The organism is Citrobacter sp. CFNIH10 (genome assembly GCF_002934585.1).
Taxonomy (GTDB): domain Bacteria; phylum Pseudomonadota; class Gammaproteobacteria; order Enterobacterales; family Enterobacteriaceae; genus Citrobacter_A; species Citrobacter_A amalonaticus.
Genome location: NZ_CP026216.1, coordinates 4490365 through 4511581 on the forward strand (window position 1 = coordinate 4490365; position 21217 = coordinate 4511581).

24 protein-coding genes and 1 riboswitch are annotated in these 21217 nt (G+C 55.5%); of the genes, 20 read left to right on the forward strand and 4 right to left on the reverse strand.

Annotated elements, in window-relative coordinates; translation table 11 throughout:
• Positions 1–2: 2 nt before the first annotated feature.
• The 4 genes from cbiB to pduF all read right to left on the reverse strand — a co-directional run bounded on the left by cbiB (position 3) and on the right by pduF (position 4839).
• Positions 3–962: an adenosylcobinamide-phosphate synthase CbiB gene (cbiB, locus tag C2U53_RS25990; protein ID WP_104446684.1), complete on the reverse strand. Its 960-nt coding sequence runs from the start codon at positions 960–962 to the stop codon at positions 3–5.
• Positions 959–2338, reverse strand: coding sequence for a cobyrinate a,c-diamide synthase (locus tag C2U53_RS25995; RefSeq protein WP_043000241.1), 1380 nt, complete (start codon positions 2336–2338; stop codon positions 959–961). Before C2U53_RS25995 ends, cbiB begins: the two co-directional genes overlap by 4 nt.
• An 88-nt stretch (positions 2339–2426) precedes the next feature.
• A riboswitch (cobalamin riboswitch) is annotated at positions 2427–2602 on the reverse strand.
• Positions 2603–2904: 302 nt separating this feature from the next.
• Complete coding sequence (pocR, locus tag C2U53_RS26000) at positions 2905–3822, reverse strand: regulatory protein PocR (protein ID WP_043000240.1); 918 nt, start codon at positions 3820–3822, stop codon at positions 2905–2907.
• A gap of 207 nt (positions 3823–4029) precedes the next feature.
• A complete protein-coding gene (gene pduF / locus C2U53_RS26005) occupies positions 4030–4839 on the reverse strand; it encodes a propanediol diffusion facilitator PduF (RefSeq protein ID WP_099433134.1) in 810 nt (269 codons plus the stop codon).
• 521 nt (positions 4840–5360) lie between these two features.
• On the opposite strand from pduF, the gene pduA reads away from it, so the two are divergent.
• From pduA to C2U53_RS26105, 20 genes are read left to right on the forward strand one after another with little or no spacing between them, the layout of a single operon-like run.
• Positions 5361–5645: a propanediol utilization microcompartment protein PduA gene (gene pduA / locus C2U53_RS26010; protein WP_012906330.1), complete on the forward strand. Its 285-nt coding sequence runs from the start codon at positions 5361–5363 to the stop codon at positions 5643–5645.
• Positions 5642–6454: a propanediol utilization microcompartment protein PduB gene (gene pduB, locus C2U53_RS26015; RefSeq protein ID WP_043000238.1), complete on the forward strand. Its 813-nt coding sequence runs from the start codon at positions 5642–5644 to the stop codon at positions 6452–6454. The genes pduA and pduB overlap by 4 nt, the downstream gene beginning before the upstream one ends.
• 18 nt (positions 6455–6472) lie before the next feature.
• On the forward strand, positions 6473–8137 hold the full coding sequence (gene pduC / locus C2U53_RS26020; protein ID WP_042318193.1) for a propanediol dehydratase large subunit PduC: 1665 nt from the start codon (positions 6473–6475) through the stop codon (positions 8135–8137).
• Positions 8138–8147: 10 nt separating this feature from the next.
• Positions 8148–8816 carry a propanediol dehydratase medium subunit PduD gene (gene pduD, locus C2U53_RS26025; RefSeq protein ID WP_043000237.1) on the forward strand — a complete coding sequence of 223 codons (669 nt, stop codon included), beginning with the start codon at positions 8148–8150 and terminating at the stop codon, positions 8814–8816.
• Between the two features lie 13 nt (positions 8817–8829).
• The gene (pduE, locus tag C2U53_RS26030; RefSeq protein WP_043000236.1) at positions 8830–9351 is read left to right on the forward strand and encodes a propanediol dehydratase small subunit PduE; all 522 of its coding nucleotides are present in this window, start codon (positions 8830–8832) and stop codon (positions 9349–9351) included.
• Between the two features lie 9 nt (positions 9352–9360).
• Positions 9361–11193 carry a diol dehydratase reactivase subunit alpha gene (locus C2U53_RS26035; protein ID WP_043000235.1) on the forward strand — a complete coding sequence of 611 codons (1833 nt, stop codon included), beginning with the start codon at positions 9361–9363 and terminating at the stop codon, positions 11191–11193.
• Positions 11183–11533 (forward strand): glycerol dehydratase reactivase beta/small subunit family protein, encoded by a 351-nt coding sequence (locus tag C2U53_RS26040; protein WP_043000234.1) that lies wholly within the window; start codon positions 11183–11185, stop codon positions 11531–11533. The genes C2U53_RS26035 and C2U53_RS26040 overlap by 11 nt, the downstream gene beginning before the upstream one ends.
• Before the next feature lie 19 nt (positions 11534–11552).
• Entirely contained in the window at positions 11553–11828 is a 276-nt protein-coding gene (gene pduJ / locus C2U53_RS26045) for a propanediol utilization microcompartment protein PduJ (RefSeq protein WP_042318188.1), read from the forward strand.
• Between the two features lie 23 nt (positions 11829–11851).
• Complete coding sequence (locus C2U53_RS26050) at positions 11852–12343, forward strand: BMC domain-containing protein (RefSeq protein ID WP_044257567.1); 492 nt, start codon at positions 11852–11854, stop codon at positions 12341–12343.
• 5 nt (positions 12344–12348) lie between these two features.
• Positions 12349–12981 (forward strand): phosphate propanoyltransferase, encoded by a 633-nt coding sequence (locus C2U53_RS26055; RefSeq protein ID WP_043000232.1) that lies wholly within the window; start codon positions 12349–12351, stop codon positions 12979–12981.
• Positions 12978–13469, forward strand: a complete 492-nt coding sequence (gene pduM, locus C2U53_RS26060) for a microcompartment protein PduM (protein ID WP_044257566.1) — start codon at positions 12978–12980, stop codon at positions 13467–13469. Before C2U53_RS26055 ends, pduM begins: the two co-directional genes overlap by 4 nt.
• Before the next feature lie 3 nt (positions 13470–13472).
• Positions 13473–13748 (forward strand): propanediol utilization microcompartment protein PduN, encoded by a 276-nt coding sequence (gene pduN, locus C2U53_RS26065; RefSeq protein WP_104446685.1) that lies wholly within the window; start codon positions 13473–13475, stop codon positions 13746–13748.
• 9 nt (positions 13749–13757) lie between these two features.
• Positions 13758–14765 carry a two-domain cob(I)yrinic acid a,c-diamide adenosyltransferase PduO gene (gene pduO / locus C2U53_RS26070; protein ID WP_058588250.1) on the forward strand — a complete coding sequence of 336 codons (1008 nt, stop codon included), beginning with the start codon at positions 13758–13760 and terminating at the stop codon, positions 14763–14765.
• The gene (gene pduP, locus C2U53_RS26075) at positions 14762–16147 is read left to right on the forward strand and encodes a CoA-acylating propionaldehyde dehydrogenase PduP (RefSeq protein WP_044267059.1); all 1386 of its coding nucleotides are present in this window, start codon (positions 14762–14764) and stop codon (positions 16145–16147) included. The genes pduO and pduP overlap by 4 nt, the downstream gene beginning before the upstream one ends.
• Before the next feature lie 10 nt (positions 16148–16157).
• Complete coding sequence (locus C2U53_RS26080; RefSeq protein ID WP_099433136.1) at positions 16158–17270, forward strand: 1-propanol dehydrogenase PduQ; 1113 nt, start codon at positions 16158–16160, stop codon at positions 17268–17270.
• Positions 17267–18622, forward strand: coding sequence for a 4Fe-4S dicluster domain-containing protein (locus C2U53_RS26085; RefSeq protein WP_044267056.1), 1356 nt, complete (start codon positions 17267–17269; stop codon positions 18620–18622). Before C2U53_RS26080 ends, C2U53_RS26085 begins: the two co-directional genes overlap by 4 nt.
• A 2-nt stretch (positions 18623–18624) precedes the next feature.
• Positions 18625–19179: a propanediol utilization microcompartment protein PduT gene (pduT, locus tag C2U53_RS26090; RefSeq protein ID WP_099433137.1), complete on the forward strand. Its 555-nt coding sequence runs from the start codon at positions 18625–18627 to the stop codon at positions 19177–19179.
• Positions 19179–19529 (forward strand): propanediol utilization microcompartment protein PduU, encoded by a 351-nt coding sequence (gene pduU, locus C2U53_RS26095; protein WP_042318179.1) that lies wholly within the window; start codon positions 19179–19181, stop codon positions 19527–19529. The genes pduT and pduU overlap by 1 nt, the downstream gene beginning before the upstream one ends.
• 4 nt (positions 19530–19533) lie before the next feature.
• The gene (pduV, locus tag C2U53_RS26100; RefSeq protein WP_044257562.1) at positions 19534–19986 is read left to right on the forward strand and encodes a EutP/PduV family microcompartment system protein; all 453 of its coding nucleotides are present in this window, start codon (positions 19534–19536) and stop codon (positions 19984–19986) included.
• Positions 19971–21185, forward strand: coding sequence for an acetate/propionate family kinase (locus C2U53_RS26105; protein ID WP_104446686.1), 1215 nt, complete (start codon positions 19971–19973; stop codon positions 21183–21185). Before pduV ends, C2U53_RS26105 begins: the two co-directional genes overlap by 16 nt.
• Positions 21186–21217 lie beyond the last annotated feature (32 nt).

Here is a 21217-nt window from a genome sequence, read left to right on the forward strand (position 1 = left end):
CCTCAGGCCACACCCACTACCAGCCAGCGCGTCACAAGGAACAGCACCAGAGCCAGCGTTGAGGCAACCCACATCAGTCGAATCGTTTGGGAAATGTCATCTACGGAAATAGTGCGCTGCGCGTCGCCGATCCACGGTTTTTCAACGCGCTCGCCAAAGTAATCATTCGGGCCGCCCAGTCGAATGCCCAACGCACCGGCAACGGAAGCCTCCGCCCAGGCACAGTTCGGGCTGCTGTGGTTATAGCGATCCCGCCAGCCCACACAGAGCGCCCGGACGCCGTCACGACGGCACAGCACCGCTGCCGCGCTCAGCAGCAGCCAGCTCAGCCGTGCAGGAATGTAGTTCGCGACGTCGTCCAGGCGAGCGCTGACCATGCCAATCGCCCGGTATTTTTCGTGTTTATAACCCACCATGGAATCCAGGGTATTCACCGCTTTGTAGGCCATAGCCAGCGGCGCGCCGCCAATTAAGAGGAAGAACAGCGGCGCGATAATGCCGTCAACCGTATTCTCCGCCACGGTTTCCACGACCGCCCGGTTGATCTGTTCTGGCTGAAGTTGCGATGTGTCGCGCCCCACAATCCACGAGAGCTTTTCGCGGCTTTGTGCAAGGTTACCTTCGCGCAGCGGGCGCTCAACCTCTTGCGCCGCCGTTGCCAGACAGCGCCCCGCCAGCACGGTGAAAATCATCCAGACTTCAACGACCCAACCGAGCCAAGGATGAATCCACGCCGCCAGGTGCAACACGCCCCAGGCAACCGCCCACGTCAAGCCGACAACCACCAGCCACATCACCCCACCACCAATGCGTAACGCCCGGTCGCTGTGGCAGTAGCGGCGAATAATCCGCTGCACGGCAGTGATCAGATTGCCTATCCAGCGCACCGGATGCGGCCAGTCTGGTGGGTCGCCAATCACGACATCGAGAAGCCAGGCCACACACCATGCCAGTAGCGTCATAACGCCTCCCGCGCGGCATTCAGCCAGTGATTAAGCATTAATGGACGCTGAGCAAAGTGAACGTGCAGGTAGCTGGCGAAGGTGTTGCCCGTTCGCCAGCCACCGGACCACGCCTGCACCGTCTGACCGTCACGGACTTTACGGCAAGCCAGCACAGCGGGGGTTTCAGGGGAAAAATCGGAGTAATGGAATTCATGACCGCGCAGCACATCGCCTTCCGCGGCCAGCAGCGTGGGCTGCAAAGCCTGCGCTTCACAATAGCCAAAGCGGGTTAGCCGTTTACCCATTTTGCTGCGACCGGGAAGGATATCGGCCATGCGATGCTCAACCCCGTCGGCATCTTCCAGCAGGCTGCCGAGGTACATTAATCCGCCGCATTCGGCATAAATGGCGACACCGCGCTGATGCGCCTCGCGCAGGCTTGTCAGCATAGTAGTATTGGCCGCCAGCGCGGACGCGTGCAGTTCCGGATAACCGCCGCCCAGCCAGACCATTTGACAATCGGGTAATTCGCGATCGTGGAGCGGGCTGAAGCGCACAATGTTGACGCCGGTACGCGCCAGCAGCGCCACGTTATCGGGATAATAAAAATTAAAGGCCTCATCATCAGCCATCGCCAGCGTCAGTCCTTCTCCGGCGTTGGGCGCAGGACGTTCAGGCCATTCGCCTGGCGGCAATGCCTGAAGATGGCTTAACGCCAGCAACCGATCGATATCCAGTGTACTTTCCAGCCGGGCGGCGAAATCCTGCCACGATTGTTGATTGACGACGGACTCACGCGCGGTCACCAATCCCAGATGCCGTTCGGGTAGCGCGACGCCGTCAACGCGCGGGACGTAACCCAGCACCGGCACAGCGCAGTAGTGCTCGATAGCGGTTTTCAGCAACTGGAAATGGGACTCACTGTTGACGCGGTTAACGATGACGCCGGCAATGTTCAGCGTCGGGTCGAAATGCTGGAAGCCCATCACCGTGGCGGCAATGGAAGTAGAAACGGCTTTCCCGTCAACCAGCAGAATGACCGGACAGCCCAACTGCTTGGCCATCGCGGCGGTACTGCAATAATCAGGATCTGTACCGTAACCGTCGTACAGCCCCATCACCCCTTCGATCACTGCAATATCTGCATCCTGCATCTGTTCGCGGAACAGCGCATTAAGCACCGGCTCGGGGAGCATAAAACTGTCGAGGTTGCGGGAGGCGGTACCGCTGATGGCCGTATGCCAGGCGGTGTCAAGGTAATCAGGGCCGACTTTGCAGGGCTGGACGCGTAAACCACGTTGTTTCATCACGTTCAGCAAGCCCAGCGTCACTGTGGTTTTACCACAGCCGCTACCGGTACCTGCCAGAACAAACGCGTACTGCTTTGCCGCCATGACCCTGATCCTGTTCAGGGTGGTAGGGATGTACTGACACCCAGTCTTCCGACTGTACGCATCTGAGCAACCCACTTCCCACCGAAGTTGTTGGTAGTATCCGACAGGCAGGTCTTCTGGCTTAGCGTCGTCCTCGCCCGTCCTTCCCAATCTTGCGATCAGTGGTCTTCACGGGGTTGTCAGCATCACAGCAGCGGGGGCTGCGGGGGATTTTCACCCCCTTCCCAGACACAAATGTGTCAAACCTGTCGGCTTAAATGATGAACAGAATGAATTCTCCTCATCACAGCAATACTTTTCGTTACTTATTCGTTACGCATTTTTTATCAACAAAAAACGCCGCAATAAAACGATTCTGAATGAAATGTCGTGCAAGAGAATAATGAAACCTCTTAACAATGACACTGTATCTCATCACAGAAATAAAAACTGGTGAAGTTTATTCCGTAAAGAGCGATATTTTATTGCGCTATGACAATTTATTGCTGTACTAAAAACACTTAACCATTATAAATGACCGGATTACGCGGGAATATCAAAAATCGGCAATAGCAAAATATTGCTATTTATGCCGATTCAGCAGGCAAGTTTTCATTTATTTTTTGCCGATAGGCCTGCGGCGTAACCTGATAAGTCTGACGGAACACTTTGCAAAAATAGCTGGTTTGCGAAAAACCTAAATTGCGGGCAATACTGGCAATGCTCCAGTCACTGTGACAAAGCAGCTCTCTGGCACTGGCCATGCGCTGTTGATTGACCCACGCGTTAAAGCCAATGCCCTGATATTTTTTGAACAGTTTGCTGAAGTAGTATGGACTCAGATATACGTGCGAGGCCACATCTTCAAGGCGAAGATCGTCTGACAAGTGGGCATCAATATAGCGTAACGCTTTTTTCATTTTGCTGTCATGAGGGCTGGCGGCGCGGGTCGGGCGTGAAGGCTCAGCAGGTTGCGTGCTGTCTTTGATCACCACGAAATTGAGTTGCTTCTTGAGGCAGTTTTCAACAATGAGTTTGAGCAGATCCGCCGAGGCCATCACGCGAGAATAGTCCATTTCCGGGACATTACTGAACTCATTGAGCAGTTCAGGATCGGCCTGCCAGCGATCGTCAACCTTCATGATATCGAGCAGATCGGCACCATCATCGTTACGTAAACGCACCTGGCCGCACAGAACGAATCCAACAAGATGGCCTGCGATCACGAGAGGAATAGAGAAATCGGTAAGCCCGGCATGGCAGCGATAGATACAGGGTTGATCCGATTTTGACGCTTCCAGTCCCCCACAGCGATCGCTCATACGACACCGGGTACTGTGTTGCGGATGCTGACGCATCAGTTGGCAAAAAGGTGTGAAATTAAACAGCTCAGAAATCTCATCACCGTGAATATTGACAACCACAACAGCCAGGCTGGTCGCTTGCGCAAAATCCTGTGCGATTTTATTAATGAGTTCTGAGTTCAGGGTGCTCGCAGAAATCATGATAAAATCCCTCAGTTAATCCATTGTTATAATGAAAACATAAATTTTACATTTACTTCTTATCATCCCCATCCTTGTATGTAAATGACAGAAAGTACAAGGGACAATAACAAAAGTCTCCCTGGGTGGGGAGACTTTTTAGTCAGTTCGTGAAAGCAGATCACGAAAAAGAAATTAAAGACGTGATATTAGCCACGCCAGCCAAAATTACGCGTCCGTCTCTTCGATTTTACACGTATTACAGGGCAAATTTTTACCGATAAGGTACTTATAGATAGCCGCGCCCGCACACGCACCAATCAATGGCGCAATAATCGGCACAATAAAGTACGGAATATCGCGTCCACCAGTCATCGCAATATCTCCCCAACCTGCCATCCAGGCGAACAGCTTAGGACCAAAATCACGCGCCGGGTTCATGGCAAAGCCGGTTAATGGGCCTGTGGATGCACCAATTACCGCCACCAGAATACCGATCAGCAGTGGCGCCAGTGCCCCTTTAGGCACACCGTTACCATCGTCGGTCAGCGCCATAATCAGCCCCATCAGGATTGAGGTGATGACGATTTCGACCCCTGCCGCCTGCCACACGCTCAGCGCGGCCGCCGGATAGGTACTGAAAATACTGGCCAGATAGAGGCTATCTGCGCTGCCACGAACCATGTTGTGGGCAGTTTCATACTCGGTGAATAAATTGCCGTAAAGCAGATAAGCCAGCACCGCGCCACCAAATGCCCCCGCAACCTGTGCGATGGTGTAAGGCAGAACTTTACGTCCCGGGAAGCAGGCAAATAACCAGAGTGCGACTGTGATGGCCGGGTTCAGATGCGCTCCGGAAATTCCCGCCGTCAGATAAACCGCAAGCGAAATACCCAGACCCCAAATAATACAAATTTCCCAGAGACCCAGACTGGCGCCTGCGACTTTCAGTGCGCTAAGGCAGCCGATACCAAAAAACAAAAACAATCCGGTACCCAAAAACTCGGCAATGCATTGCGCTTTCAGTGAATCATTCATTGTGACACCTTCTTAGAAGCGTTCGTGTCCTTACCAGCGGACCCTTGCTGGTCGTAGAGTACAACGGCACTACTATAGGAAGAGGCCGCTGAAAATTGTTGGCAAACTGCGCATTCTCAGACCTGGAAAAATCGTGTTGTTATAGCAATTTCTTGCCATCTATTTATTCAAAGGCAGCGTGTAGAGTGCCTGAATGTAATTAACCAGGACGATTCGTGATAGCAAAAATTGGTTATTTGAAGATTTTCCTTTTCCAATCAACGTCACAAATTGGATTTTCCGCATAGCAAATTAAATTAACATTGTCACCCTCTAAAATGTAAATATGGAATATAAAAAGCTAAAATATCACATTAATAAAAAATAACAAAAACAATAAAAACAAATAGATAAAATAAAACATAGCAAGTTTATCACATTCACAGCCCACTAATTTTTCACCCAGACTTTCAAGTCAGCCATTCTTTTTCCTCGCTTCTTTTTATAGTCATGAATATCGGGACAACCCAGGCGAGGTCTTTATGCAACAAGAAGCATTAGGAATGGTAGAAACCAAAGGCTTAACTGCAGCCATAGAGGCCGCAGATGCAATGGTGAAGTCAGCCAATGTCATGTTGGTCGGCTACGAAAAAATTGGCTCAGGGCTGGTAACCGTCATCGTTCGCGGTGATGTCGGTGCCGTAAAAGCGGCGACCGATGCTGGCGCTGCTGCTGCGCGCAACGTGGGAGAAGTGAAAGCCGTACACGTGATTCCACGCCCTCATACCGATGTTGAAAAAATCTTACCGAAGGGAATTAACCCATGAGCAGCAATGAACTGGTTGAACAGATCATGGCGCAGGTCATTGCCCGTGTGGCAACGCCTGATCAAGCGGGTATCCCTGATAAAACCCATCCAAAACGAGAGACGGCTATGGCAGAGAAGAGCTGCAGTTTAACGGAATTTGTTGGCACCGCGATTGGCGACACCGTAGGTCTGGTGATTGCAAACGTAGACAGTGCCCTGTTGGAAGCAATGAAGCTTGAGAAGCGCTATCGCTCCATTGGCATCCTGGGCGCGCGTACCGGCGCGGGTCCGCACATTATGGCGGCAGACGAAGCGGTCAAAGCCACCAATACCGAAGTGGTAAGCATTGAACTCCCTCGCGATACCAAAGGCGGCGCGGGTCACGGTTCTCTCATCATTATCGGCGGTAACGACGTTTCCGACGTTAAGCGCGGAATTGAAGTGGCGCTGAAAGAACTCGATCGCACCTTTGGTGATGTGTATGGCAACGAAGCCGGACATATCGAACTGCAGTACACCGCTCGCGCCAGTTACGCGCTGGAAAAAGCGTTTGGTGCGCCGGTTGGCCGTGCCTGCGGCGTGATTGTGGGTGCTCCGGCTTCCGTCGGCGTGTTAATGGCAGATACCGCCCTGAAAGCCGCGAATGTTGAAGTTGTGGCCTACAGCTCTCCGGCACATGGCACCAGCTTCAGTAACGAAGCGATCCTGGTGATCTCCGGCGATTCTGGCGCAGTGCGTCAGGCGGTTATCTCAGCGCGAGAAATCGGTAAAACCGTTCTTGCGACCCTCGGTGCTGAACCGAAAAACGATCGCCCGTCCTATATCTGAACTCCGTGAGGCTCATTCATGAGATCGAAAAGATTTGAAGCACTGGCGAAACGCCCTGTCAATCAGGACGGATTCGTTAAGGAGTGGATCGAAGAAGGCTTCATTGCGATGGAAAGCCCGAACGATCCCAAGCCGTCGATTAAAATCGTTAACGGCGCCGTCACCGAACTCGATGGCAAATCGGTCAGCCAGTTTGACCTGATTGACCACTTCATTGCCCGTTACGGCATCAACCTGGCGCGCGCAGAAGAAGTGATGGCGATGGACTCCGTTAAACTCGCTAACATGCTGTGCGATCCTAACGTAAAACGTCGCGACATTGTGCCACTGACCACGGCGATGACCCCGGCAAAAATTGTCGAAGTGGTTTCGCACATGAACGTGGTTGAGATGATGATGGCGATGCAAAAGATGCGCGCGCGTCGCACGCCATCCCAACAGGCGCACGTCACCAACGTCAAAGATAACCCGGTACAGATTGCGGCCGACGCCGCAGAAGGCGCATGGCGCGGATTTGACGAGCAAGAGACCACAGTAGCCGTGGCGCGTTATGCTCCGTTCAACGCCATTGCACTGCTCGTCGGTTCCCAGGTGGGCCGCCCCGGCGTGTTAACCCAGTGTTCACTGGAAGAGGCAACCGAACTGAAGCTCGGTATGCTGGGACACACCTGCTACGCCGAAACCATTTCCGTCTACGGTACCGAACCGGTCTTTACTGACGGCGACGACACGCCGTGGTCAAAAGGTTTCCTCGCCTCTTCTTACGCTTCGCGTGGGTTGAAAATGCGCTTCACTTCCGGTTCAGGTTCTGAAGTACAGATGGGTTATGCCGAGGGCAAATCCATGCTGTATCTCGAAGCGCGCTGCATTTACATCACCAAAGCGGCAGGCGTACAGGGTCTGCAAAACGGCTCCGTAAGCTGCATCGGCGTTCCGTCCGCAGTGCCATCAGGAATTCGTGCGGTACTGGCAGAAAACCTGATCTGTTCCTCGCTGGATCTGGAATGCGCCTCCAGTAACGACCAGACCTTTACCCACTCCGATATGCGTCGTACCGCGCGTCTGCTGATGCAGTTCCTGCCGGGGACAGACTTTATCTCTTCCGGTTATTCCGCCGTGCCGAACTACGACAACATGTTCGCGGGCTCCAACGAAGATGCGGAAGACTTTGATGACTACAACGTTATCCAGCGCGACCTGAAAGTGGACGGTGGTCTGCGTCCGGTACGTGAAGAAGACGTTATCGCCATTCGTAACAAAGCAGCGCGCGCTCTGCAGGCGGTTTTCGCTGGCATGGGGCTGCCGCCCATTACGGATGAAGAAGTTGAAGCCGCAACCTACGCCCACGGTTCGAAAGATATGCCTGAACGTAACATCGTTGAGGACATCAAGTTTGCGCAGGAAATCATCAATAAGAACCGCAACGGTCTGGAAGTGGTGAAAGCGCTGGCTCAGGGCGGCTTTACCGATGTCGCGCAGGACATGCTCAACATCCAGAAGGCCAAGTTAACCGGGGACTATCTGCATACCTCCGCCATCATCGTCGGCGATGGACAAGTGCTCTCTGCCGTCAATGACGTCAACGATTATGCCGGTCCGGCAACAGGTTATCGCCTGCAAGGCGAACGCTGGGAAGAAATTAAAAACATCCCTGGCGCACTTGATCCCAACGAGCTTGGCTAAGGGGTGAACAATGGAAATTAATGAAAAATTGCTGCGCCAGATTATCGAAGACGTGCTGTCCGAAATGCAGACCAGCGATAAGCCCGTCTCATTTCGTGCACCGGGAACGTCAACCGCGCCTGCTGCACCGGCCGGTGACAGTTTCCTGACGGAAATTGGCGAGGCGAAACAGGGCACGCAACAGGACGAAGTGATTATTGCGGTCGGCCCGGCGTTTGGTCTCTCTCAGACCGTTAACATCGTCGGTCTACCGCATAAAAACATTCTGCGCGAAGTGATTGCCGGGATTGAAGAGGAAGGTATTAAAGCGCGTGTAATTCGCTGCTTTAAATCATCCGACGTGGCCTTCGTTGCCGTTGAGGGTAACCGTCTGAGTGGTTCCGGCATCTCTATCGGCATCCAGTCAAAAGGCACGACGGTCATCCATCAACAGGGACTGCCGCCGCTGTCCAACCTGGAGCTGTTCCCGCAGGCTCCGCTGCTGACGCTGGAAACCTATCGCCAGATTGGGAAAAACGCCGCGCGTTATGCCAAGCGTGAATCACCGCAGCCGGTCCCGACGCTGAACGACCAGATGGCGCGCCCGAAATATCAGGCTAAATCCGCCATCTTGCACATTAAAGAGACGAAGTACGTCGTGACGGGCAAAAACCCGCAGGAACTGCGCGTGGCGCTTTAATAAGGATCCCTTTATGAATACCGATGCAATTGAATCGATGGTTCGGGATGTGTTGAGCCGCATGAACAGCCTGCAGGGCGACACATCTGCCCCGGCAGCAGCTTCGGGCACTACGACCCAGACCGCCAAAGTGACTGACTATCCGCTCGCCAGTAAGCACCCTGAGTGGGTTAAAACGGCCACCAACAAAACGCTGGATGAGTTCACCCTCGAAAACGTTCTGAGCAACAAAGTGACCGCACAGGATATGCGTATCACACCGGAAACGCTGCGCATTCAGGCGGCTATTGCCAAAGATGCCGGACGTGACCGCCTGGCGATGAACTTTGAGCGCGCCGCAGAACTGACGGCGGTGCCGGACGATCGCATTCTCGAGATCTATAACGCCCTGCGTCCTTATCGTTCAACGAAAGAAGAACTGCTCGCGATCGCGGACGATCTTGAAAACCGCTATCAGGCCAAAATCTGCGCCGCGTTTGTTCGTGAAGCGGCGGTGTTGTACGTCGAGCGTAAGAAGCTGAAAGGCGACGACTAAGGAAAGGTCATGAGATATATAGCTGGCATTGATATCGGCAACTCATCCACAGAAGTCGCGCTGGCGACGCTGGATGACACTGGCGCGCTCACCATTACCGGTAGCGCGCTGGCAGAAACCACCGGGATAAAAGGCACATTGCGTAATGTGTTTGGGATTCAGGAGGCGCTCACGCTTGCGGCTAACCGTGCAGGCATCAATGTCAGCGATATCTCGCTTATTCGTATCAACGAAGCCACCCCGGTGATTGGTGATGTCGCGATGGAAACCATCACGGAAACCATCATCACCGAATCCACCATGATCGGTCATAACCCGAAAACACCGGGCGGCGTCGGTCTGGGTGTGGGGATCACTATCACGCCGGAAGAGTTACTCACCCGACCGGCGGATACCCCGTTAATTCTGGTGGTGTCATCTGCTTTCGATTTCGCTGATGTCGCCACCATGATTAACGCCTCTGTCCGTGCCGGTTACCAGTTAACCGGTGTCATTTTGCAACAGGACGATGGCGTTCTGGTCAGTAACCGACTGGAAAAACCCCTGCCCATCGTTGACGAAGTGCTGTACATCGACCGTATCCCGCTCGGAATGCTGGCCGCCATTGAGGTCGCCGTGCCCGGTAAAGTCATCGAAACGCTGTCAAATCCTTATGGCATCGCGACGGTGTTTAATCTCAATGCGGACGAGACCAAAAACATTGTCCCGATGGCGCGAGCGCTGATTGGCAACCGTTCCGCCGTGGTGGTGAAAACCCCGTCAGGCGATGTTAAAGCACGTGCCATTCCTGCCGGAAACATTGAACTGCAGTCCCAAGGGCGCACGCTACGCGTTGATGTCGCGGCAGGCGCCGATGCCATTATGAAAGCAGTTGGCGAATGCCCGAAACTGGACAACGTTACCGGTGAAGCGGGCACCAATATTGGCGGTATGCTGGAACACGTTCGCCAGACAATGGCTGAACTGACCAATAAGCCAAGCAACGAAATTTTTATCCAGGATTTACTGGCCGTAGATACCTCCGTTCCGGTCAGTGTCACCGGTGGACTGGCCGGTGAGTTTTCTCTTGAGCAGGCTGTCGGTATCGCCTCGATGGTGAAATCAGACCGTCTGCAGATGGCAATGATCGCCAGCGAAATCAAAGAAAAGCTGAACGTGGATGTACAGGTTGGCGGTGCAGAAGCCGAAGCGGCAATTCTGGGCGCGCTCACCACGCCAGGTACCACGCGTCCGCTGGCGATTCTGGACTTAGGTGCGGGCTCGACCGACGCCTCCATTATCAATCCCAAAGGCGAAATTATCGCCACCCACCTCGCCGGGGCTGGCGACATGGTTACCATGATCATCGCCCGGGAGCTGGGACTTGATGACCGCTATCTGGCGGAAGAGATCAAAAAGTATCCGTTAGCCAAAGTCGAAAGCCTTTTCCATCTGCGCCACGAAGACGGTAGCGTTCAATTCTTCCCGACGCCACTTCCCCCTGCGGTGTTTGCCCGCGTCTGTGTGGTCAAGCCGGATGAACTGGTGCCCCTGCCCGGCGATCTCGCGCTGGAGAAAGTTCGCGCCATTCGCCGCAGCGCCAAAGAGCGCGTGTTTGTCACTAACGCCCTGCGCGCACTGCGACAGGTTAGCCCGACGGGCAATATCCGCGATATTCCGTTTGTCGTTCTGGTCGGTGGCTCCTCGCTGGACTTTGAAGTGCCGCAACTGGTGACGGACGCCCTGGCGCATTATCGCCTGGTGGCCGGACGCGGAAACATTCGCGGCACCGAAGGCCCGCGAAACGCGGTTGCGACGGGGCTCATCCTCTCCTGGCATAAGGAGTTTGCCCATGGACAGTAGCGTCACCACGCCTGCCATTGTGATTTCGACCATCGGCGACTGCCTTTCAGTCTGGAAAGAGGTGCTGCTCGGCATTGAAGAAGAAGGCATTCCGTTTGTGATCCAAAACCAGGCGGCGGGAGAAGTCGTTCAGAGCGCATGGCAGGCGGCCCGCCAGTCTCCGCTGCTGGTCGGCATCGCCTGCAATGAAGAAACCCTGGTCGTGCACTACAAGAATTTACCCACTTCAGCGCCGCTTTTTACGCTGACGTATCGCCAAAACAGCCTTGACCGGCGAAGTACTGGAAACAACGCGGCAAGGTTAGTCAAAGGGATCCCCTTCCGGGATCTCAATGCTTAATCCACAGGAGAATTGCAGTATGAATAACGCACTGGGTCTGGTTGAAACAAAAGGGTTGGTCGGCGCGATTGAAGCCGCAGATGCCATGGTGAAATCCGCCAACGTGCAACTGGTCGGTTACGAAAAAATCGGCTCCGGCCTGGTGACCGTCATGGTTCGCGGTGACGTCGGCGCCGTTAAAGCCGCCGTTGATGCAGGCTGCGCGGCAGCAAGCGTCGTGGGTGAGGTGAAATCCAGCCACGTTATCCCGCGTCCGCACAGCGACGTTGAGGCTATTTTACCGAAATCGGCCTGAGCATTATCGAAAAGGAGCACAGCGTGAAGCAATCACTGGGATTACTCGAAGTTAGTGGTCTGGCATTAGCCATCTGTTGCGCAGATGCCATGGCGAAAGCGGCTTCCATCACGCTGGTTGGCCTTGAAAAAACCAACGGTTCAGGCTGGACGGTGATCAAGATCACCGGTGATGTGGCATCAGTACAGTCTGCCATTATCACCGGTGCTCATCTCGCTGAACAGCAAGATGGCCTGGTCGCGCATAAAGTGATCGCCAGACCTGGCGAGGGCATTCTTTCTCGCGCGATGGCTGCCACTCCGGCACCTGTGCCTGCACCCGCAACGGTGTCTGCACCGGAATCCGTGCCAGCCCCCATCGAAGAACCTGAAACTGAAGTCGTTGTAGAAGAGTCAGCACCGGAAGCGGCGCCTGAAGACGGGATCATCAGCTGCAATTTGTGTCTGGACCCGGCCTGTAAGCGCCAGAAAGGCGAACCCCGGTCGCTCTGCCTGCATTCAGGTAAACGAGGTTAAGCGTAATGGATAAGCAACTTCTGGAAACGACGGTCAGCAAAGTGCTGAATGAATTACGGGATCGCCCCATTCCACTGGGCGTTTCCAACCGTCATATCCACCTTAACGCTGAGGATTATGCCCGTCTATTTCCGGGACATCCTATTAGTGAGAAAAAAGGGCTTCTGCAACCGGGACAGTATGCGGCTGAGCAAACCGTCACGTTAGTGGGACCAAAAGGTCAACTGAAAAATGTCCGCCTGCTGGGGCCGCTGCGTAGCACCAGCCAGGTGGAGATTTCGCGCACAGATGCCAGAACGCTGGGCATCGCCGCGCCGTTGCGGATGTCCGGAAATCTCAAAGGTACGCCGGGTATTCGCCTCGTGAGTCCCTTTGGCGAACTCGAACTCACCTCCGGGGTGATCGTCGCCCAGCGCCACATTCACATGTCGCCGCTGGATGCGCTGATCCTGCGCGTTGCGCACGGCGATAGCGTCAGTGTCGCCATTGAGGGCACCGATCGTCGGCTGATCTTCGATAACGTTGCGGTACGCGTTTCCCCCGACATGCGTCTGGAGATGCATATTGATACGGACGAGGCCAATGCCGCCGGGGCAGATGATCCCAATGCTTTCGTCACACTGGTGACTGAGCGATGAACGGCGATCTGTTGCAGCGAATCGTCGAGGAGGTGGTCTCCCGCCTGCAACGTCGTGCGCAAAGCACCGTCACGCTGAGCGTCGCGCAACTGCGGGAAACACCGTCCCGCGCCCTGTTTTCTCAGTATGCCTCTGTGCATATTTTACAGGTCGATCTGCCCCTGCTGGAGCAGATCGCCAACAACGATTCGTCACATGCCGCCGCCGTCATGATCCATGAGGCGCTGGCATTGGGCCTGCGGGTGCAACTCTCAGTGCAACGTCGGTTACTGCCCGCCGTGCCGGTAAAAAAACTGGCCCGACTGCCGCTGATTCTCTGTGACGAACAGGGGCAGCCTATCATGCTGCACCCCACCCGACTGTTAAGTTATGCCGATGTTGCCCCGTTACCTGCAGGGTTGCTGGTGCTGCATCGCAAATGTGTTGTTACCGCGCTGGCTCGCGAGACCGCGAGCTCGCGCCACATCCAATTGATGAAGCAGGAGTGAACCATGCATCTGGCACGTGTTACAGGCGCGGTGGTATCCACGCAAAAATCGCCCTCGTTGGTCGGAAAAAAACTTCTGCTGGTACGCCGCGTGAGTGCCGACGGTGAATTGCCGGCGACCCCAACGGCAGGTGATGAAGTCGCCGTTGACTCCGTCGGCGCTGGCGTTGGCGAACTGGTGCTCCTGAGTAGTGGCTCCAGCGCCAGACATGTTTTTTCCGGGCCGAATGAGGCCATCGATCTGGCCGTTGTCGGCATTGTCGACACGCTTTCTCGGTAAGGGGGAGTTATGGCGATTTATACCCGCACAGGTGATGCAGGCACAACCGCGCTCTTTACCGGACAGCGCGTCAGTAAAACGCACCCCCGCGTGGAAGCGTATGGCACGCTCGATGAGCTTAACGCCGCGCTGAGCCTGTGCGTCTGCGCCACCCATAGCGCGCAGCATCGCGCGCTGCTGGAGGCCATTCAGCTACAAATTTTCTGGTTCAGCGCTGAACTTGCCAGCGAAAGCGAGCAGCCGTCTGCGGATCAGCGCTATATCAGCTCTGAGGAAATTGCCGCACTGGAAGCGGCTATCGACACCGCGATGGGACGCGTTGCCCCCTTGCACAGTTTCATTTTGCCTGGCCGTTGCGAAGCCGCAAGCCGCCTGCATTTTGCCCGCACTCTGGCGCGCCGGGCCGAACGCCGTCTGGTGGAACTCGCGGCCGAGGTCACCGTCAGGCATGTGCTGATGCGCTATATCAACCGCCTGTCAGACTGCTTGTATGCACTGGCGCGCGCGGAAGATCACGACGCCCATCAGGACACCATTATCCGGGAAGTGACGAAGCGCTATCTGGCAGCGGGTCACGCCCCTGTCAAAAAGGAATCTACGATGTCGCTCTCCTTTGGCGATCTTCACCAGTTAACACGCGCCGCCGTCGAGCGAGCGCAAGTCTTAAACGTCCCGGTGGTCATCAGCATTGTTGATGCTAACGGCACCGAAGCCGTCACCTGGCGGATGCCGGATGCCCTGCTGGTCAGCAGTGAACTGGCGCCGAAAAAAGCCTGGACCGCGGTGGCGATGAAAACCGCGACGCACGAACTTGCGTCAGTAGTTCAGCCCGGCGCGCCGCTATACGGGCTGGAAAGTCATATGCAGGGAAAAGTCGTCACTTTTGGCGGCGGCTACGCGCTATGGCGTGATGGATTGCTTATTGGGGGTCTTGGTATCAGCGGTGGAAGCGTTGAACAGGACATGGACATTGCACAGGCTGCCATTGCGGCAATAAACGTGAGAACACATCAATGAATACGACCGAACTGGAAACCCTCATCCGCACTATTTTGAGCGAGCAACTGGCTCCCGCAAAAACTGAAATCAAAGGGAACGGCATCTTTCAGTCTGTTGGTGAAGCTGTCGATGCTGCCCACCAGGCGTTCTTGCGTTATCAGCAATCACCATTAAAAACGCGCAGCGCCATTATTAGTGCTATCCGGGAAGAGCTGGCACCACAACTGGCTACGCTGGCGGCAGAGAGCGCTGCGGAAACCGGAATGGGTAACAAAGAGGACAAATTCCTCAAAAACAAAGCGGCGCTGGACAATACGCCGGGTATTGAAGATCTGACCACCACGGCACTCACTGGCGACGGCGGCATGGTGCTGTTTGAGTATTCGCCGTTCGGCGTGATTGGTTCCGTTGCGCCCAGCACTAACCCGACAGAAACCATTATTAACAACAGCATCAGCATGCTGGCGGCGGGCAACAGCGTCTATTTCAGCCCGCATCCGGGTGCGAAGGCCGTGTCACTGAAACTTATCGCCATGATTGAAGATATTGCGTTTCGTCGCTGCGGCATTCGCAATCTGGTGGTGACCGTTGCCGAACCGACGTTTGAAGCCACCCAGCAGATGATGGCGCACCCGAAAATTGCCGTGCTGGCTATTACCGGCGGTCCGGGCATTGTGGCAATGGGTATGAAGAGCGGAAAAAAAGTGATTGGTGCAGGCGCGGGGAATCCTCCTTGCATCGTCGATGAGACGGCCGATCTGGTGAAAGCGGCGGAAGATATTATCAACGGCGCGTCGTTTGACTACAACCTGCCGTGCATCGCGGAAAAAAGCCTGATAGTGGTGGAATCCGTCGCTGAACAACTGATTCAGCAGATGCAAAGTTTCGGCGCGCTGTTGTTGAGTCCAGCCGAGACAGAGAAGCTGCGTGCAACCTGTCTGCCAGAGGGGGTAGCCAATAAAAAACTGGTGGGTAAAAGCCCTTGCGCTATGCTTGAAGCCGCCGGTATTCCGCTCCCGGCAAAAGCGCCTCGCCTGCTGATTGGCGTCGTCAGCGCCGACGACAGTTGGGTAACCAGCGAGCAGTTAATGCCGATGCTGCCCGTGGTGAAGGTGAAAGATTTTGACGCCGCGTTGTCGCTGGCGCTGAAAGTGGAAGAAGGATTACACCACACCGCCATTATGCATTCGCAGAATGTCTCTCGCCTGAACCTTGCGGCGCGAACGCTGCAGACCTCCATTTTCGTTAAAAACGGCCCCTCCTATGCGGGGATTGGCGTCGGCGGCGAAGGGTTTACCACCTTCACCATCGCCACGCCGACGGGTGAAGGGACAACATCGGCACGCACGTTTGCCCGCTCCCGTCGCTGTGTGCTGACTAACGGTTTCTCAATCCGCTAATGAGGTTGTGATGAATACTTTTTCACTACAAACCCGTTTGTACAGCGGCCCTGGAAGCCTGAAAGTGCTTGGCCGTTTTACGAACAAGCACATCTGGATTATCTGCGATGGTTTTCTCGCCCGTTCGCCGCTGATTGGTACGCTTCGCGAGGCGATACCGGCAGATAACCGGATCAGCGTCTTCAGTGAGATTACGCCCGACCCCACTATCGGAACCGTCGTTCAGGGGATTGCACAAATGCAGTCCCTGCGCCCCGACGTGGTGATTGGTTTCGGCGGCGGCTCCGCGCTGGATGCCGCGAAAGCCATTGTCTGGTTCAGTCGTCAATTTGATATTGATATTGAAACCTGTGTGGCGATCCCAACCACCAGCGGAACCGGATCGGAAGTGACCAGCGCCTGCGTGATAAGCGATCCGGAGAAAGGCATTAAATATCCGCTGTTCAATAACGCGCTCTACCCGGACATGGCGATCCTTGATCCGATGCTGGTCGTCAGCGTCCCACCCACCATTACCGCCAATACCGGAATGGATGTGTTGACGCACGCGCTGGAAGCCTATGTGTCCACGCGCGCCAGTGACTTTACCGACGCACTCGCGGAAAAAGCCGCTCAGATAGTCTTTCAGTATCTGCCTGTCGCGGTTCGTAAAGGCGACTGCCTCGCTACACGCGGCAAAATGCACAACGCCTCTACGCTGGCAGGGATGGCCTTCAGCCAGGCAGGACTGGGACTGAACCACGCCATCGCCCACCAGTTAGGCGGTCAGTTCCATTTACCGCACGGTCTGGCGAATGCCCTGCTGCTGGCGTCGGTGATCCGCTTCAACGCGCACGATCCGCGAGCGGCTAAACGTTACGCCCGGTTCGCGAAGGCCTGTCATTTATGTGCTGACAGCGCCAATGAAACGGCGAGCGTGAACGCGCTGGTGCAGCACATCGAGCAACTGAAAAAAGCGTGTGCTATCCCAACCCTTGCCGTGGCGCTTAAAGAACAAAAACAGAACTGGTCAACGCGCATTCCGGCAATGGTTCAAGCCGCGCTGGCAGACGTGACGCTGAAAACCAACCCCAGAGCGGCGGATGTAGGGGCCATTCAGGAACTGCTTGAGGAATTGTTATGAATACCGCCCTGAATGATAAACCAGACGTCCTGGATGCGCCGACGCTCGTTGAACGCGTTCGTGCGGCAGGCATTGTGGGGGCTGGTGGTGCCGGTTTTCCGACGTATGTCAAACTCCAGGCTCAGGTGGAAATTTTTCTCGTCAATGCAGCCGAATGCGAGCCGATGCTGAAAGTCGATCAGCAACTCATGGCGCAGCAGGCAGCGCGTCTGATTCGCGGCGTACAGTATGCAATGAAGGCCACCGGCGCCTGCGAAGGGATCATCGCCCTGAAAGAGAAGTACCAGCCAGCGATTACCGCCCTGACGCCGCTTTTACCTCCGGCGATCAGACTGCACATTCTGCCTGATGTTTATCCGGCAGGCGATGAAGTACTGACCATCTGGATGGCGACGGGTCGCCGCGTTCCCCCCGCTGCGCTGCCGGTCAGCGTGGGCGTGGTGGTCAATAACGTACAAACCGTACTGAATATCGCCCGCGCGGTCGAACAGCACTATCCGGTGACGCGCCGCACGCTCACTATCAACGGCGCCGTTGCTCGTCCACAGACCGTGACCGTCCCCATCGGTATGTCCTTACGCGACGTGCTGGAGATGGCTGGCGGCGCGACCATCGACGATCCCGGTTTTATCAACGGCGGACCGATGATGGGAAGCCTGGTGACGTCACTGGACGCGCCGGTCACGAAAACCACCGGCGGACTGCTGGTTTTGCCGAAAACACATCCACTGATTCAGCGACGTATGCAGGATGAGCGCACCGTACTGTCGGTGGCGAGAACAGTCTGTGAACAGTGTCGCCTGTGTACCGATCTCTGCCCGAGGCATCTCATCGGTCACGAGCTCTCTCCGCATCTGCTGGTGCGCGCAGTCAATTTCCATCAGGCCGCCACGCCACAGCTGTTGCTCAGCGCCCTCACCTGTTCTGAATGTAACGTCTGTGAAAGTGTGGCCTGCCCGGTAGGTATTTCACCTATGCGGATTAACCGGATGCTTAAGCGCGAGCTACGTGCACAGAATCAGCGCTACGAGGGGCCGCTCAACCCGGCCGATGAGATGGCGAAATACCGTCTGGTGCCGGTAAAACGACTCATCGCCAAACTGGGGCTGACACCGTGGTATCGGGAAGCGCCATTAATCGACAGCGAGCCCGTTGTTGAGAGAACGACGCTGCTGTTGCGCCAGCACATCGGCGCCAGCGCGGTGCCCTGCGTTCAGAAAGGCGAGCGTGTCGCGCGTGGTCAGTGCGTCGCTGAAATTCCGCAAGGTGCGCTCGGCGCGCCTGTTCACGCCAGTATTGACGGCATTGTCTGTGAGGTAACAGATCAGGCCATCATCGTTGTAAGAGGTTAACCATGTCTCAGGCCATAGGTATTTTAGAACTCACCAGCATTGCCAAAGGGATGGAAGCAGGCGATGCCATGCTGAAAAGCGCCAATGTGGATCTGCTGGTCAGCAAAACCATTTGTCCGGGTAAGTTTTTGCTCATGCTGGGCGGCGACGTCGGCGCAGTACAACAGGCGATCGAGACCGGAAATGCGCTCGCTGGCGAGATGTTGGTCGACAGTCTGGTGTTACCCAATATTCATGCCACCGTGCTTCCCGCGATTAGCGGACTGAACAGCGTGGACAAACGTCAGGCGGTGGGGATTGTTGAAACCTGGAGCGTAGCAGCCTGTATCAGCGCGGCTGACCGGGCGGTGAAGGCGTCCAACGTTACGCTCGTGCGCGTTCATATGGCGTTCGGTATCGGAGGTAAATGCTACATGGTGGTCGCGGGTGATGTCTCCGATGTCAACAACGCGGTCGCGGTTGCCAGTGAGAGCGCGGTTGAAAAAGGCCTGCTGGTTTATCGTTCAGTGATCCCTCGCCCGCACGAAGCGATGTGGCGTCAGATGGTGGAGGGATGATGGAAAGGCAACCGACCACGGATCGCATGATCCAGGAGTACGTACCCGGCAAACAGGTCACGCTGGCGCATCTGATTGCGAATCCCGGCAAAGACCTGTTCAAGAAGCTGGGGTTGCAGGACAGCGTCTCGGCGATTGGCATTCTCACCATCACGCCAAGTGAAGCATCCATTATTGCCTGCGATATCGCGACGAAATCCGGCGCAGTCGAGATCGGCTTTCTTGACCGCTTCACGGGTGCGGTGGTGTTAACCGGCGACGTCTCGGCGGTGGAATACGCCCTCAAACAGGTTACGCGCACGCTCGGCGAAATGATGCGCTTTACAACCTGTTCCATCACGCGGACATAGCGTAATGCAGCGCATGATGTTAATTGGCCCCAGCCAGTGCGGTAAGACCTCGCTGACGCAGTGTCTGCGCGGCGAGGCTCTCGCGTATCAGAAAACGCAGGCGATTGTCTGGTCTGCCGAAACCATCGACACGCCTGGCGAATATCTGGAAAACCGCTGTCTTTACAGCGCGCTGCTGGCGAGTGCCTGCGAGGCGGATGTCATTGCGCTCGTGCTCAACAGCGATGCACAGTGGTCACCTTTCTCCCCCGGTTTTACGGCACCAATGAACAGACCGGCGTTCGGCGTTGTGACCAAATCAGATTTAGCGGACCCGCAGAAAATTGCGCAGGTCACAGGTTGGCTGGAACAGGCTGGCGCAGAACGTGTGTTCGTGACCAGCGCCGTCAACCATTCCGGACTCGATGAACTGTTTGCCTTTCTGAACCAAAAGGAATCTTCATGTCTCACAAAATAATGGCGATCAACGCGGGCAGCTCGTCCCTTAAATTTCAGTTACTGGACATGCCGCAGGGTGACTTGCTGTGTCAGGGGCTGATTGAACGTATCGGCCTGCCGGATGCCCGGATCACCCTGAAAGCGCAGGATCAAAAATGGCAGCAGACCACCCCGGTTGCCGACCATCGCGAGGCGGTGACCCTGCTTCTCGAAATGCTGATCAGCCACGGCATTATTACCAGCCTGCAGGACATCGAGGGGGTCGGCCATCGTGTGGCGCATGGCGGGGAATCGTTTAAAGATTCTGCGCGCGTGACCGATGAATCACTGGCGGAAATTGAACGCCTTGCCGAACTGGCGCCCTTGCACAACCCGGTTAACCTGCTCGGCATCAACGTGTTTCGCCAGTTGCTGCCCAACGTGCCTTCGGTTGCCGTGTTTGATACCGCGTTTCATCAAACGCTGGAAGAGCCAGCCTATATCTATCCGCTTCCGTGGCGGTATTACGCAGAGTTTGGCATCCGTCGCTACGGTTTTCATGGAACCAGCCATAAGTACGTCAGCGCGACGCTCGCCGAAAAACTTGGCGTCCCGCTTAGCTCGCTGCGGGTCGTGTGTTGCCATCTGGGCAATGGCAGCAGTATTTGCGCGATTAAAGGCGGTAAGTCGGTTAATACTTCGATGGGCTTCACCCCACAGTCCGGCGTGATGATGGGTACCCGCAGCGGGGATATCGACCCGTCCATCTTGCCATGGGTTGCGCAACGTGAAGGCAAAACGCCACAGCAACTTAACCACCTGTTGAACAATGAATCCGGGCTGCTTGGCGTTTCAGGCGTCTCGCATGATTATCGTGACGTTGAGCAGGCTGCTGACGGCGGAAATCCCCGCGCCGCGCTCGCCCTGTCACTGTTTGCAGAGCGTATTCGCGCCACGATTGGCAGCTATATCATGCAGATGGGAGGTCTGGATGCGCTGGTGTTTACTGGAGGTATCGGGGAAAACTCAGCTCGCGCCAGAGCGGCAATCTGTCAGAATCTGCACTTCCTGGGTCTGATCGTAGACGAAGAGAAGAATCAGCGGAATGCGACCTTTATTCAGGCGGAAAACGCCATGGTTAAAGTGGCGGTCATCAACACCAACGAAGAGCTGATGATAGCCCAGGATGTGATGCGGATTGCTCTCGCAGAATCAGAAAGTATCGCCGTGTCGGCCTGAGTTCGCGCCGCGCAAATTGCGGCAAATCATGG